11 protein-coding genes and 1 tRNA gene are annotated in these 14,427 nt (G+C 51.7%); 6 read left to right on the forward strand and 6 right to left on the reverse strand.

The features are described 5' to 3' along the window. Positions 1-87: 87 nt before the first annotated feature. The 6 genes from HMPREF1986_RS03835 to dnaA all read right to left on the reverse strand — a co-directional run bounded on the left by HMPREF1986_RS03835 (position 88) and on the right by dnaA (position 8,766). Positions 88-177, reverse strand: a tRNA-Ser gene (locus HMPREF1986_RS03835). 249 nt (positions 178-426) lie between these two features. Then, positions 427-2,910, reverse strand: a complete 2,484-nt coding sequence (gyrA, locus tag HMPREF1986_RS03840) for a DNA gyrase subunit A (protein ID WP_021773456.1) — start codon at positions 2,908-2,910, stop codon at positions 427-429. Between the two features lie 29 nt (positions 2,911-2,939). Continuing rightward, on the reverse strand, positions 2,940-4,859 hold the full coding sequence (gene gyrB / locus HMPREF1986_RS03845) for a DNA topoisomerase (ATP-hydrolyzing) subunit B (RefSeq protein WP_036599249.1): 1,920 nt from the start codon (positions 4,857-4,859) through the stop codon (positions 2,940-2,942). A 123-nt stretch (positions 4,860-4,982) separates the two neighbouring features. Further along, a complete protein-coding gene (gene recF, locus HMPREF1986_RS03850; RefSeq protein WP_021773458.1) occupies positions 4,983-6,122 on the reverse strand; it encodes a DNA replication/repair protein RecF in 1,140 nt (379 codons plus the stop codon). Then, positions 6,122-7,243 carry a DNA polymerase III subunit beta gene (gene dnaN / locus HMPREF1986_RS03855; protein ID WP_009213524.1) on the reverse strand — a complete coding sequence of 374 codons (1,122 nt, stop codon included), beginning with the start codon at positions 7,241-7,243 and terminating at the stop codon, positions 6,122-6,124. The genes recF and dnaN overlap by 1 nt, the downstream gene beginning before the upstream one ends. A 158-nt stretch (positions 7,244-7,401) precedes the next feature. Beyond that, a complete protein-coding gene (gene dnaA / locus HMPREF1986_RS03860) occupies positions 7,402-8,766 on the reverse strand; it encodes a chromosomal replication initiator protein DnaA (RefSeq protein ID WP_021773459.1) in 1,365 nt (454 codons plus the stop codon). A gap of 340 nt (positions 8,767-9,106) precedes the next feature. Here dnaA and rpmH point away from each other — a divergent pair, with 340 nt between their 5' ends. From rpmH to mnmE, 6 genes are all read left to right on the forward strand, one after another. Further along, positions 9,107-9,235 carry a 50S ribosomal protein L34 gene (gene rpmH, locus HMPREF1986_RS12815; RefSeq protein ID WP_081443128.1) on the forward strand — a complete coding sequence of 43 codons (129 nt, stop codon included), beginning with the start codon at positions 9,107-9,109 and terminating at the stop codon, positions 9,233-9,235. 70 nt (positions 9,236-9,305) lie between these two features. Further along, on the forward strand, positions 9,306-9,671 hold the full coding sequence (gene rnpA / locus HMPREF1986_RS03865; protein WP_021773461.1) for a ribonuclease P protein component: 366 nt from the start codon (positions 9,306-9,308) through the stop codon (positions 9,669-9,671). Between the two features lie 104 nt (positions 9,672-9,775). Further along, complete coding sequence (gene yidD, locus HMPREF1986_RS03870) at positions 9,776-9,991, forward strand: membrane protein insertion efficiency factor YidD (RefSeq protein WP_021773462.1); 216 nt, start codon at positions 9,776-9,778, stop codon at positions 9,989-9,991. A 16-nt stretch (positions 9,992-10,007) separates the two neighbouring features. After that, positions 10,008-11,333 carry a YidC/Oxa1 family membrane protein insertase gene (locus HMPREF1986_RS03875; protein WP_036599246.1) on the forward strand — a complete coding sequence of 442 codons (1,326 nt, stop codon included), beginning with the start codon at positions 10,008-10,010 and terminating at the stop codon, positions 11,331-11,333. A 37-nt stretch (positions 11,334-11,370) separates the two neighbouring features. Continuing rightward, positions 11,371-12,591 carry an RNA-binding cell elongation regulator Jag/EloR gene (jag, locus tag HMPREF1986_RS03880; protein ID WP_021773464.1) on the forward strand — a complete coding sequence of 407 codons (1,221 nt, stop codon included), beginning with the start codon at positions 11,371-11,373 and terminating at the stop codon, positions 12,589-12,591. Positions 12,592-12,692: 101 nt separating this feature from the next. After that, entirely contained in the window at positions 12,693-14,072 is a 1,380-nt protein-coding gene (gene mnmE / locus HMPREF1986_RS03885; protein ID WP_036599254.1) for a tRNA uridine-5-carboxymethylaminomethyl(34) synthesis GTPase MnmE, read from the forward strand. The last annotated feature ends 355 nt before the right edge of the window (positions 14,073-14,427 follow it).

The raw sequence follows: 14,427 nt of genomic DNA on the forward strand, positions 1-14,427 counted from the left end.
GCTGTCCCCTTCGGACAGCTTGCTTATGATAGCAGGCCGCCGCAGTCTTGTCAAGCATTTTATTCTGCTTTTTGCGGAGCTGCCAAGCGGAGAAAGAGGGATTTGAACCCTCGCGCCGGTTTAACCCGACCTACACCCTTAGCAGGGGCGCCTCTTCGGCCTCTTGAGTATTTCTCCCTTTGAATTCCCGCTCTGATCTGATCTCTCTCTTATCAATGCGGGCCCGGAAGCTTTTCCGGGAGCACCGTTTTTACCGGTGCCTATCTAGATTAGCAATAAAAAAGTTCTCTGTCAATGTCTTTTTGCTCGCTCATAAAGCATAAAGTCTGTTCTTCCGCCTGAAAGCGGAAAAGCCTGAAAAAACTTAGTCGCTGAACACAGCGAAAGGACGGAATCCCGGCGAAGCTTTCCATATAGGATTTCCCTTTAGGAGTCTGTTTCCTCCGACTCCTCTCCCTCGTCCTCGGAGGACTCCCTGACCTTTGCGATCGATGCGATTACGGTATCTCCGTTTTTCGGAAGATCCATGAACTTTACGCCGGAGGTGTTTCTCCCTATGACGGAGACCTTTCCGAGGCTCATTCGGATGAGGATTCCCTCAGAGGTGATCAGCATGATTTCCCTGTCCTGATCACAGAGTTTAAAGCCCACGAGATCGCCGGTCTTTTCCGTGATGCGATAACAGTGAAGCCCCTTTCCCCCGCGGTTTTGCGGCTTGAATTCCTCTGTAGCCGTGAGCTTCCCATAGCCCTTCTCCGAGACCAGGAGAAGATGGCTTCCCTGAGAGAGCTTCTGCATCCCGATCAGCTCATCGCCGGAGTCGAGTCTTATACCCCGCACTCCCATGGCGGAACGCCCGGTGCTCCGGATATCCTCCTCGCGGAAGCGGATCGCCATGCCCTTTTTCGTGACAAGCATGATCTCCTCTCCCGGATCGACCAGCTTCGCCTCGATGAGCTGGTCATCCTCCCGGATATTCATCGCGATCAGTCCATTCTTCCGCACATTGGCATACTGAGAGAGCGGGGTCTTCTTCACAAGGCCGGATTTCGTCGCGAGCACAAGATACTGCTCTGAGGAAAGATCCCGGAGACTGAAGCAGGCATTGACTCTCTCCTCCGGCTGCAGCTTGAGAAGATTTACCAGCGCCGTTCCCCGGGAGGTCCGGGAGGCCTCCGGGATCTCATAGCCCTTGATTCTGAAGCAGCGCCCCTTATTGGTAAAGAGCATGATATAATGATGGTTTGTGCTCATGAAAAGATCCTCGATATTGTCATTATCAAGGGTCTGCATCCCGCGGATTCCCTTCCCTCCCCGGTTCTGCTGCCGGAAATTTTCCGGAGACATGCGCTTGATATAGCCAAGGCGGGTGGAGGATATCACAATGTCATCATCCGGAATGAGGTCTTCATCGTCCAGGGCATCGTCAAAGGCAAACTGCGTCCGGCGCTCCTCTCCGAATTTCTCCTTTAACTGCATCAGCTCTTTCCGGATCACAGAGAGAAGCTCCCTCTGGTCCGAAAGAATCTCCCGGTAGCGCGCGATTCTTCGAAGGAGCTCTTCGTATTCCGACTGAAGCCTCCCCCTCTCCAGTCCGGTCAGCGCGCGAAGCCTCATGTCCACGATCGCCTGCGCCTGTGCGTCACTGAACGCGAAGCGGGCGATGAGATCCTGCTTCGCCTTTTCCACGGTATCCGCCGCGCGGATGATCCGGACGATCTCATCGATATGATCGAGGGCCTTTAAAAGTCCCTCCAGAATATGGGCCCTCTCCTCACATTTATTGAGATCATAGCGGGTCCGCCTCGTCACGACATTGATCTGATGCTTCAGAAATTCATTCAGCATCTCCTGCAAATTCAGGATTCTGGGCTCTCCGTTTACGATGCAGAGCATGATGACGCCGAAGGTATCCTGCAGCTGCGTATGCTTATAGAGCTGATTCAGGATCACATTCGGATTCGCATCCTTTCGGAGCTCGATATTGATTTTTGCGCTGGAGCCCTTCCCGGCAGCATCGTTTATGAAGGTGATCCCGTCGATTTTCTTGTCCTTCACAAGCTCCGCCACCTTTTCGATGATCCGGGAGCGGCAGACGAGATAGGGGAGCTCCTTCACAAGGATCCGATGCTTCCCGCTCTGCATAGGCTCAATCTCGCAGACGGCCCGCATTTTGATCTTTCCCCTTCCGCTTCGGTACGCCTCCTCTATCCCTCTTCGCCCGAGAATCAGAGCACCGGTGGGAAAATCCGGCCCCTTGATCTTCTTGATAATCTCATCCAGCTCCGTCTCTCTTCCCTCGATCCGATCGGAGATGATGAGATCCAGCGCATCGATGACCTCCCTCAGATTGTGAGGCGGAATATTGGTCGCCATGCCGACCGCGATCCCCGTGGCCCCGTTCACCAAAAGATTCGGAAATCTTGCCGGAAGCACTGTCGGCTCCTCATACTCATTCGAAAAATTCGGCATGAAGTCGACGGTGTCCTTGTTGATACCAAAGAGCATCTCCGCCGCGATGCGGGACATCTTCGCCTCGGTATAGCGCATGGCAGCGGGACTGTCGCCGTCCTCAGAGCCGAAATTTCCCTGCTTATCGATCAAAACATGTCTCATGGACCAGGGCTGTCCCATGTAAACGAGGGCCCCATAGATCGAGGAATCCCCGTGGGGATGATACTTTCCCATGGTCTCCCCGACGATGGTCGCGCACTTCTTCGTCTTTTTATCCGGAGTGACCCCCAGAGACTGCAAAGAGTATAAAACTCTTCTCTGCACCGGCTTCAGTCCGTCTCTGACATCCGGGATCGCCCTCGACACGATGACGCTCATCGCGTAATCGATATAGGAGTTCTCCATCGTCTTCTTTAAATCGACGTCCTGAACCTTGTCAAAGATATTCGGCTCCAAAATCCGCCTCCTTCTGTCCCTCTGAACGATCAGACATCCAGATGATTCACATACTTCGCATTCTGCTCAATGAACTCTCTCCTCGGCTCCACCTGATCTCCCATCAGAGTGGTAAAGGTGAGGTCGAGCTCCGCCCTGTCGTCCTCTGCCATATTGACTCTCAAAAGTGTCCTGGTCTCCGGATCCATCGTGGTCTCCGCAAGCTCCTCCGTATCCATCTCGCCGAGTCCCTTGAAGCGGGATACGTCTGTCCCCTCCGCCCCGATCTCCCGCAGAATATTCTGATATTCCTCATCGGAATAGGCATAGTAATGCTTTTTGTTTTTCTGAATATTGAAAAGAGGCGGCTGCGCGAGGTAGATATGCCCCTGTCTGATGAGCTCCGGCATAAAGTTATAGATAAAGGTCAGCATCAAAGTCGCAATATGCGCTCCGTCCACATCCGCATCCGTCATGATGATGATTTTATGGTAGCGAAGCTTTGTGATATCAAAATCCTCATTGATCCCCGTGCCGAAGGCTGTGATCATCCCCTTGATCTCTTCATTCGCATAGATCCTGTCCAGCCGGGCCTTCTGCACGTTCAGAACCTTCCCTCTGAGCGGAAGCACCGCCTGCGTCTCCACATTCCTGCCCTCCTTTGCGGGGCCGAGGGCGGAATCCCCCTCCACGATAAAGATCTCGCAGCTTGCCGGGTCACGGCTGGAGCAGTCGACGAGCTTTCCGGGAAGTCCCACCCCTTCAAGCGCTGATTTCCGCCTCGTGAGGTCTCTGGCCTTCCTGGCCGCCGCCCTCGCTCGCTGCGCGAGGATCGATTTCTCGCACATAATCTTCGCAACAGACGGATTTTGCTCCAGAAAATAAGTGAGCTGCTCTGAAACAATGCTCTGCACCGCGGTCTGCGCCTCCGAAGTCCCGAGCTTTTGCTTGGTCTGTCCCTCAAACTGCGGATCCTCGATCTTAACGGAGATAATGCCGGTCAGTCCCTCCCGGATATCCTCTCCGGAGAGATTCGGCTCCGAATCCTTTAAGAGCTTATGTTGTCTCGCATAATCATTAAAGGTTTTTGTGAGCGCGTTCTTAAAGCCGGTGAGATGCGTCCCTCCCTCCGGGGTATTGATATTGTTGACAAAGGTATAGATGTTTTCCGTATAGGAATCATTGTGCTGCATCGCCACTTCGACGAAAATCTTGTCCTTCTCTCCCTCGCAGTATATGACCTCGGAATAGAGGGGATCCTTTCCCCGGTTCAGATAGCTCACAAATTCCTTGATTCCGCCCTCAAAGTGAAAGCTCTTCTCCTGTTCCTGTCCTTCTCTTTTGTCCTTTAGATTGATGCGGAGCCCCCGCGTCAAAAAGGCCGTCTCCCGAAGACGCACCTTCAGCGTTTCAAAATCGTATACTGTCTCCTCAAAGATCTCCGGGTCCGGCTGAAAGTGAACGCTTGTCCCATGCCTTTCCGGCTCACAGGATCCGACGATGCGCATCGGCGCAGTCGTCTTTCCGCGCTCAAAATCCATCTGATAGATTTTTCCATCCCTGTAGACCCTGACCCAAAGCTTCCCGGACAGCGCATTCACGACGGAGGCTCCCACACCGTGCAGTCCGCCGGAGACCTTATAGCCGGAGCCCCCGAACTTCCCGCCCGCGTGAAGTACCGTAAAGACGACCTCAAGAGCAGGCTTTCCCGCCTTTTTCTGGATATCGACGGGGATCCCTCTTCCGTCATCCTCCACCGTGATGGAATTATCCGGCTCTATCGTGACAGAGATTTCCCCGCAGTAGCCCGCGAGAGCCTCATCCACAGAATTATCCACGATCTCATAGACCAGATGATGCAGTCCGCGGGAGGAGGTCGTGCCGATATACATACCGGGCCTCTTTCTCACGGCTTCCAGTCCTTCCAGAATCTGAATCTGATCCGCACCGTAATTCTCAGAGCCCTTCATAAGCTCCCGCTCTCTCTCCAGATCCTCTCTCTCATTCTGCTCTATTGACACGTTCCCTCCTCATCGGGCGGATCAAGCATAAGATCCATGCCGAAATCAATGGCATCAGCAAATATATTTCCATTATTCCTTTATTGTATCAGAAAAACGGTATCCCGAACAGACTTTTGTATCTGAGCGCGGGAGCTCTCTGATCTTCCCTCTCTCTACCTGATAGAGCTGATCGATCGGAAAGCGCTTGGAGAGGAAATCGTCGAGACCGGTACAGCTTATGATATTCTGCGTATCCTTTAAAATCTTAAGAAGGTAATTCTGCCTCGCAGAATCCAGCTCAGAGAGCACATCATCCAAAAGCAGGATCGGGGTGTCATCGATCATTTCCCGGACCAGCTCAATCTCCGAGAGCTTAAGCGCCAAAGCCGCAGTTCTCTGCTGCCCCTGGGAGCCGAACTTCCGAATATCTCTCCCGTCGATTCGAAATGAAATATCGTCCCGATGCGGACCGGCGAGACTCAGGTGCTGCTTGAGCTCGGATTCCCGGAGAAGAGAAAGCTTCTTCCGAAAATTTTCCGCTTTTACATTTGGCTCATAGTCGACCTCGATCTTTTCCCTCCCCCCGGAAAGCCTCCCGTGGATCTCCGAAATAATCGGAGAAAGGCGCTTCATAAAGGCGCTTCTGATCTCAATCAGAGCCGTCCCCGAGGAAAGCAGCTGCTCATCCCAGACAGAAAGCGTATCCAAAAGGCCGGCCTTAAAGGGGATATCCCTTAAAAGGCGGTTTCTCTGATTCAGGATCCTTCCATATCTCCCAAGCTCCTGGAGATAGCCTCTGTTCAGCTGACAGAGCTCAAGATCCAGGAATCTCCTGCGGACCACGGGGCCGTCCTTTATGAGGGAGAGATCCTCCGGAGAAAAGCATACGATATTTGCAATCCCGAAAAGCTCCGAGGCCCTTCGAATCGGGATCTCATCGATCGCAATCCCCTTTGATTGATTCCTTTTCAGATGCATATCGATCCGATAAGGAGCGCTTCCCTTCCTCAGGATCAGCTTGATGTGGGCCTCCTCCTCCCCGAAGCGGATCAGGTCCCGATCCTTTGTAAAACGGTAGGATTTCGCCGTACAGGCCATGAAAATCGCTTCGAGGAGATTCGTCTTCCCCTGGGCATTTTCTCCGTAGAGGATATTGCTTCCCCGGCAGAGACGGAGGCTCAGATTTTCATAATTTCTGAAATTCTGTAATTCCAGCGAGTCGATCTGCATCAGATAGCGTCCGCATTGAAATTGACCGGAAGTATCATATAAGTATAAGTCTCTTCATCATCCCGGATAAAAAGAGGAGAGCGCGGAATGGTAAAGTAAATGGAAACGGATTCCGAGTCAATATTCCGAAGCGCATCCGCCAGATACCTGGGGTTAAAGCCAATCATGAGATCATTTCCGCTCTTTTCTATGGAGACCTCCGCATCCATCCTTCCGAGATCAGAGCTTATGAGAAGAGAGAGAAGGCCGTCGGAGATACGAAGGATCAAAGGCTGCTTCTCATTGTCCTGTACAAAGATAGTGGACCTCTCGATGGAATCCAGAAGCTCTCTTCGATTTACCGTAATTTTCGTATCATAATCCTCTGAGAGCATCTGCGCGACATGGAAATACTCCCCATCAATCAGACGGCTCAGCACCAAGGTATCATCAAACTCGAAGAGGATATGATTCTTCGTAAAGTAAATCATCACCTCATCCTTCAGGCCTCCGCTCAGTATCCTGGAGATCTCAATCAATGCTTTCCCGGGTACAATGGCCTTCATCTCCGGACAGCTTTCCTTCAGCTGCGTGCGGCGGATCGAGATCCGATGCCCATCCAGAGAACACACGGAAAAAAGATCTCCCTTTACCTCCAGGAACTCTCCCGTCATCTTCTTATTGCTCTCATTGAGAGCGACAGAAAAGATCGTCTGATTGATGAAGCTTTTCAGCGTGAACTGAGAGAGAGAGACAGAATTGCTCCGGTCGATTCCGGGAATCATGGTAAATTCATTGCCGTCCTTCCCCGAAATCTTAAAGACGGACTTTTCGCAGCGAATTGTGGTGACAAAATGCTCATCACTTTCTATTAAAACGGAAAGTTCGTTATCCTGAGGCAGTTTTTTAATAATTTCAGAAAAAAGCCTCGCATCCAGTGCCACCTTTCCCGCTTCCAAAATCTCTCCCCGGCAGACGGTTTCAATCCCGAATTCCGTATCATTTCCCACAAGACAGATCTTTCCGTTGGAGGCGTCCAGAAGAAGGCATTCCATAATCGGCATGGTGCTTTTCGAGGGAACGGCCTTTATGGCGATATTGATGGAGGAAATCAGGGCATCCTTTTGAAATTGCAGTTTCATGAGGCGGTTTCTCCTTTTCTTCTTTTTCTTTTTTATCCAGTAGTATCAGTAGGAGCTGTGGAAAAGTGAAAATCCCGAGGAAGGCGCAGAATATCGTTATTTTCTGTCCGGGATAAGTACGTTAAAATGCTGTGCAGCGGGCTGTGGACAAGATTTCCTCAGGGAGCTATCTTTTTCCGCAGGGCCTCGATTGTGGATTTTAATTGTTCGTTTGTGCGTAATTCTGTGGATATTTTATCGTGTCCGTGCATGATCGTGGTATGGTCCCTTCCGCCGAGAAGTTCACCGACGGCCTTCAGAGGGGATTCCGTCATTTCCCGGCAAAGATACATCGCGATCTGCCGGGGAAGCACAATTTCCTTGTTCTTTCTCTGAGAGGAGAGGTCGCCGTCATTCAGATTGAAGTGTTCCGCGACCAGGGAGATGATGAGCTGTGCCGTCACCTCCTTTGGTGCCTCCGAGCTGATATGGTCCTTCAGAAGCTCCTCGGCGAGCTCCAGTGTGACATCCTTCTTTTCGAGCCGGGACATTGCGACGATTTTAGTCAGGGCTCCCTCTAACTCTCTGACATTGGATTTTATATTTGTCGCGATGTATTTGATGACTTCGTTGTCAATGCTGTAGCCCTCGAGTTCCTCTTTTTTCCGAAGGATTGCCATTCTGGTCTCGTAGTCCGGCATCTGGATATCTACGATGAGACCGACCTCGAAGCGGGAGCGCAGCCTGTCCTCCAGATTGTCGATGTCTCTCGGCGGTTTATCGGATGCGATGATGATCTGGCGCTTGTTCTCATAGAGAGTATTAAAGGTGTGGAAAAATTCCTCCTGCGTTCCCTCCTTGCCGATGATGAACTGGATATCGTCTATGAGGAGAACATCCAGCTCCCGGTAATTCTTCCGAAATTCGGCCGGGGAGAGATTGTTCTTGTTTCGGATCGAGTCGACGAACTCATTGATGAAGGTCTCCGATGTCACATAGCGGATATTGGACTGCGGATTGGATTTTAAGATAAAGTGAGCGATCGACTGCATGAGGTGGGTCTTCCCGAGTCCGGCTCCCCCGTAGATATAGAGAGGATTGTAGATTTCTCCCGGGGATTCCGCGACGGCGAGGCTCGCCGCATGGGCGAGATTGTTTGAGGAACCGACGACAAAGCTGTCGAAGGTATAGCGGGGGTTCAGATTCGCTTTTTTTAAGATCTGGGGAAAGTCCTCTTCTGTGAGCTTTTTTTCTCCTGCCTTATGATAATTTCTCACTTCCTCCGCTGTGATGATGCGGATCTCCGAGGAGATTCCGCTGATCTCCTCGATCGAAACCTTGAGAATCGTACCATAGCGTTTTTCGATGTATTGGCAAAAGCCTTGATCCGGCGCAATAATAATAAGCTCTCCGTCAATAAAGTCGCAGAGCTCCAGGGGCTTTAGCCAGGTCTTGTAGGATACGGGCATCACATCAAAATTATCCCGGGCATATTCCAGGATCATTTCCCATTTTCCTCTTATGACTTCGAATTGTTCCGACATGATAAACTCCAATGCGCTGTGAAAAAAGTGTATATAGCATACCCGATTGTGGATAGAATAGCAAGCTGAATGTGGATAAGTAAGGCAGGAAGTGGTGGAGAAGTGGGAAAAAGCCCGTAAAATGTGGATTTATCCTATGCACACTATGCACTTGTCCACAATCTATCAACATTTTGTGGATAGAATTTTGTACTGTGGATAAGTGCATAAATTTGTGGATAAGGCCGGAGACAGGGGGAAAAAGGATATCTCTTGACGGATGGGGACCCAATCTATATAATGAGAGCGATGTTTGCCCGAAAACAGTAGGAAAGGGGGGATTGCCGTGCACAAGGGGAAAATGACATTTCAGCCAAAGACGAGACAGAGAGCAAAGGTTCACGGATTCAGAGCCAGGATGGCTACGGCCGGCGGAAGAAAAGTACTGGCTGCCAGAAGAGCGAAGGGAAGAGCGTCTCTGACTGTGTAAGCTCAGCACATAGAGTAAACGAGAAGAGACCGCTTTTCGAGCGGTCTTTCTTCCATACTGGAGATATTTTATGAAACGCTTCCCGTCCGTAAAGAAAAGTGCGGATTATCAAAGAGCATATCAGAGGGGGAAATCCCGCGCGAATGCCTGTCTTGCGGTCTATGTTTTTCCAAATGGAATGGAGGGGAACCGTCTCGGAATTTCCTGCTCCAAAAAGATCGGGAATTCTGTCGTGAGACACAGCCTGGCGAGGAAGCTCAGGGAAATATTTCGACGGAACAAAAATCTGAAACAAGGGCTGGACATCATTGTGGTTGTTCGAAAGGCTTCGGCTTCAGCCGATTATCGAAAAATTGAGAGGGCCTACCTCGAGCTATGCAGCAGGCATCATATCCTGGAAGAGGAAGAGACGGATGGTGCTATGGCTGAATTCTGATCTTGGAAGATTTCATTTTGAATTCTTATATAATAGGAAGAAAGTCATCTTAAAATTTCGATAATCATGGGCAGCCGCAGGACGGGGCATAGGATGATTCCAATATGATAAAGAAAATGGAAATAGCGCTGATCCGCTTTTATCAGAAATATCTTTCTCCGATGAAGGGATCCTGCTGCTGCAGGTACACGCCGACCTGCTCTCAATATGCCATCGAGGCGATCAGAAAGTATGGATCTGTAAAAGGAACATTGCTGGCGGTCTGGAGGATTTTGCGCTGCAATCCTTTTGCCAAGGGCGGATATGATCCTGTTCCCTGACTATGGAGGGTAGAATTTGAATTACTTATCATTGGCTTTGTTGACGAAGAATACGTCTAATATTCCGCTGTTCGGCCCGATCTGGAATCTGATCGTAACGGTACTCGGGCTGATTATGAATGCAATCTATGTTTTCTTGGACAGGATCGGAATCCCGAATATCGGCCTGGCCATCATTTTATTTACTCTGGTCACGAGGATCCTTCTCTTTCCGACCTCGCTGAAGCAGCAGAAGTCCTCCAGAATGATGCAGGTTATGCAGCCGGAGATCAAGGCGATTCAGGAAAAATACAAGAATAAGTCGGATAATGCGTCGATGATGGCGCAGCAGACGGAGATGAAGGCTGTCTATGAGAAATATGGAACCTCCATGACCTCCGGCTGTCTGCCGCTCGTTCTGCAGCTTCCGATCATTTTCGCGCTCTACCGGATTATCATGAATATCCCGGCCTATGTTCCCTCTGTCCGGGTGATTTACGAGAAGGTATGCTCCTCGATCGGCGGAGCCGATGCGGCTTCAAAGCTGGTGGAATTCGCAAATTCCAATGATTTGACGTCTACGCTGAAGCTGCTCCACAATCTGGGCCAGAGCGATCCGACAAAATACAGCGCGGATGCCGTGCAGAATTTTATCATTGATTTCCTCTATCGTCTGAATCCGGCGCAGTGGCTCAAGCTTTCCGAAAGCTTTCCGCAGGCTTCCTCTGTGATTGAGGGCGCGGCGCTGAAGGCGCAGCATATCAACAGCTTCCTGGGACTGAATCTTTCCACGGCTCCTTCTTCCTATGGACTGCGGCCGACAATTTATTGGCTGATACCGATCCTCGCGGGGCTCACACAGTGGGCGAGCACGATACTCATGCAGAAGCAGAATATGGCGGCAGCGGACGGAAGTGATCAGTCGGCGCAGATGATGAAGAGCATGAATATCATGATGCCGCTGATGTCGGTGTACTTCTGCTTCTCCTTTGCCTCCGGTATCGGACTCTACTGGATCGCCTCCTCTCTCTTTATGCTGATTCAGCAGCTGGCCCTGAACTGGTTCTTCGGGAAGAAGACAAACGAAGAGCTTATACAGGAGTCCATGGCGAAGGCGAATGCGAGGAGGGCGAAGAAGGGACTTCCGCCGATCGATGAGCGGGCCGTGGAGCAGAAAATTCAATCCATGCAGGCGAAGATGGATCATGCGGAGAAGAGCCGGATGGAGACGATTGCGAAGCAAAATGTGAGGACGAAGGAGTCCACGGAATACTATAATCAGAATGCGAAAGAGGGGAGTCTCGCGAGTAAGGCGAATATGGTGAGGCTTTACAACGAAAAGAACGAGAAGAAAAAGGACTAAGGTTTGGCCAGGGGAGCGAAAGGCCCTTGGCTGAGGTATGAAAATGGAAAAAATCAGAGTTTCCGCAAAGACAAAGGATGAGGCGATCACGAAGGCATTGATCCAGCTGCACACGACTTCAGACAGGCTCTCTTATCATGTTTTAGTGCAGGGGACGGGAGGGCTCTTCGGCATTGGGGCAAAGCCCTGGATTTTAGAAGCCAGCGTAAAGGAAGAACAGAAAGAGCTGGAGCGCCTGGAGAGAGAGATCAGGAGCATCACCTCCGGAAAGATCAAGGAAGAGGGAGAGGACGGCCTCACAAAAGAAAGAGAAGAGAAGAGAAAAAGAGAGAGGATCCCGGAGAGCGGGATGAAGCGAGCGGAACGGAGAGAGGAAGGAGCGGAAGCGCCCTTCTCAGAAGAGAAAGCCTTTTCTTCGATCCCTGTGTCGCATCCGGAAGAGAGCGGGAGAAGGGAAGAAAAAAGGGAAGAACAGAGAGAAGTCCGGGAGAGAAGAATAGAGCGAAGGGGGAATGGAAGGAGGAGAGAAGAGCGGGATACAGGATCGGGAAGAAAAGAAAGATTCGGAAAGAGAAATGGCCCGGACTTTTCTCCCCGAGAGAGATCTCCTTATCGGAGCAGAAATCAGGGGAATGAGGAGAGCCATACAGAAGGGAAATTCAGCCGAGGCGGCTACGATCCTGCCAATATGCTGATGACTAAGCCCTCATCCCATGTCAGACAGCGAGAGACGAAGCAGATCTCCGAAAGTGAGGTGAGGGAAGCCGATGAGAGAGCACTTTCCTTCCTCCGCTCCGTTCTCCTCGGAATGGGAATGGAGGTCAGTGCCGAGAGCGAATTCAGGGGCCAGAACAATGAGCTCTATATCGAATTAAAGGGTCCGGATATGGGAATCCTGATCGGAAAGCGCGGGCAGACACTGGATTCCCTTCAGTACATCTGTTCCCTTGTAGTCAACAGGGAGCACAGAGAGGACTATATCCGGGTAAAGCTGGATACGGAGGACTACAGGAAGAGAAGGGAACAGACGCTTCGGACGCTGGCCAGAAATATTGCTTACCGGGTGAAGAAGAGCAGAAAGCCGGTAAGCCTCGAGCCGATGAATCCGTATGAGCGCCGCATCATTCATGCGGCTTTGCAGAACGATCGCTTTGCGGCGACAAAATCGGAGGGGGATGAGCCCTTCCGCCATGTCGTGATCTATCCGAAGGCCTCTCCCCAGAGAGACTGGGAGGACAGAGGCGGCAGAGAGCATTGACCGCAGGAAGTATTGACCGCAGGAAGCGGGGTATTCCCATCCGGGATACCCCGCTTCCTGTAAAAAAGAAGGAATTTTACAGCCTGACGGAGGGAGCGGAGATGGAGAGAGCAGAGGATACGATTTGCGCGCTGGCCACCGCAGCGGCGGAGGCCGGGATCGGCATCATAAGGATCAGTGGAGAGCATGCGCTTTCTGTCGCCGGAAGCCTCCTGAGGACAAAGAGCGGGAAAAGACTCGATCTTTCAAAGCCAAACCGGGTTCGCTACGCCTTTGTCTATGACAATGAGGAGGCAGTTGACGAGGTTCTCGTCACAAGCTTTCTCGCGCCGCACTCCTATACCGGGGAGGACAGCGTGGAGATCAGCTGCCATGGGGGCGTGCTTCTCCTCCAAAAGGTTCTATCTCTCTGCGTTCGAAGCGGAGCGAGACCGGCGGAGCCGGGAGAATTTACGAAGAGAGCCTTTCTGAACGGAAGACTCGATCTCTCTGAAGCAGAGGCAGTTTCCGATCTCATCCATGCGAGGAGCGAGGATGCGATTCGAGCCGGTCTTTCCCAGCTTCGGGGATCACTTTCCCGAAAGATCCGGGAGATGCGAAAAATTCTTCTGGAGGATGATGCCTATATCGAGGCGGCGCTCGATGATCCGGAACATATCTCCCTGGATGGCTTTTCCGAAAGGCTTCGCCTGCATGCGGAATCCCTGCTCCGCGATACAGAGGCACTCGAGGCCTCCTTTTCCTCCGGGAGACTGCTCCGGGAGGGAATCCGCACCGTGATTGTCGGAAAACCCAATGCCGGGAAGTCCTCCCTTCTCAATGCTCTTTTGGGAGAAGAGAGGGCGATCGTAACGGAGATCGAGGGGACGACGAGAGATACGTTGGAGGAGGAGCTCTCCCTCAAGGATCTTAATCTCAGGGTCATTGATACGGCCGGAATTCGGGAGACGGAGGATCCCGTGGAGAGAATCGGCGTGGAACGGGCCAGAAGGGCTGCGGAGGAGGCGGATCTCATCATCTACGTTGTGGACGCCTCGCGGCCGCTGGACAGCTCGGATGAAGAGATCCTTCGCTTTTTGCCGGGGAAGAAGGCGCTGCTCCTTCTCAATAAATCGGATTTAAGGACCATCATCTCGGAGGAGGAGATGAAGAAGAGAAGCGGCTGCCCGGTGCTCTCGATCTCCGCGAGAACGGAAGAGGGAATCAGCATGCTCTCGGAAAAGATCCGGGAAATGTTCTTTGGAGGAGAGCTCCGCTGGAACCAGGAGCTCATCATATGCAGTGAAAGACAGAGGAAGCTTCTTCAAAACGCCGGGCAGGCGCTGCGCGAGCTCTGCCGCTCGATTGAAAATGGTATGCCGGAGGACTTCTATACGATTGATATCATGCGTGCCTACGAAGAACTGGGGCAGATCCTCGGGGAGAGGGTCTCGGAAGACCTGATCGACGAGATTTTCAGTAAATTCTGTATGGGGAAGTGATCCGCCCTTTGCTCGTCTAACGCGGGACGCTCTCGCTCCGGCTGCCGCGGCCAGCGGACGCGAGCGTAGAAGTCTGCCATCAGGCAGACTCGGAGCGTCCTTGAGTCTTCTCGAAGAGAAGTGCCTCCCGAAGGGAGGTCGGCTGATGCCGAGTCCTTAAGCGCCGGAGCAAAAGACGGCCCGCTTATCGGCAGACAAAGGGTCGGATCGGTGGAAAACAATGGGAAAGGTTGGAAGTGCTTTGAGTCTACTTTACAGCAGATTTTTATGTTTGTAAGCCGGCTTCGGATAGGAGTGAATCGATCTGTCGTTTGTCCGTCCAACGCGGGACGCTCTCGCTCCGACTGCCGCGGCC

Source organism: Oribacterium sp. oral taxon 078 str. F0263, from assembly GCF_000469565.1.
Taxonomy (GTDB): domain Bacteria; phylum Bacillota; class Clostridia; order Lachnospirales; family Lachnospiraceae; genus Oribacterium.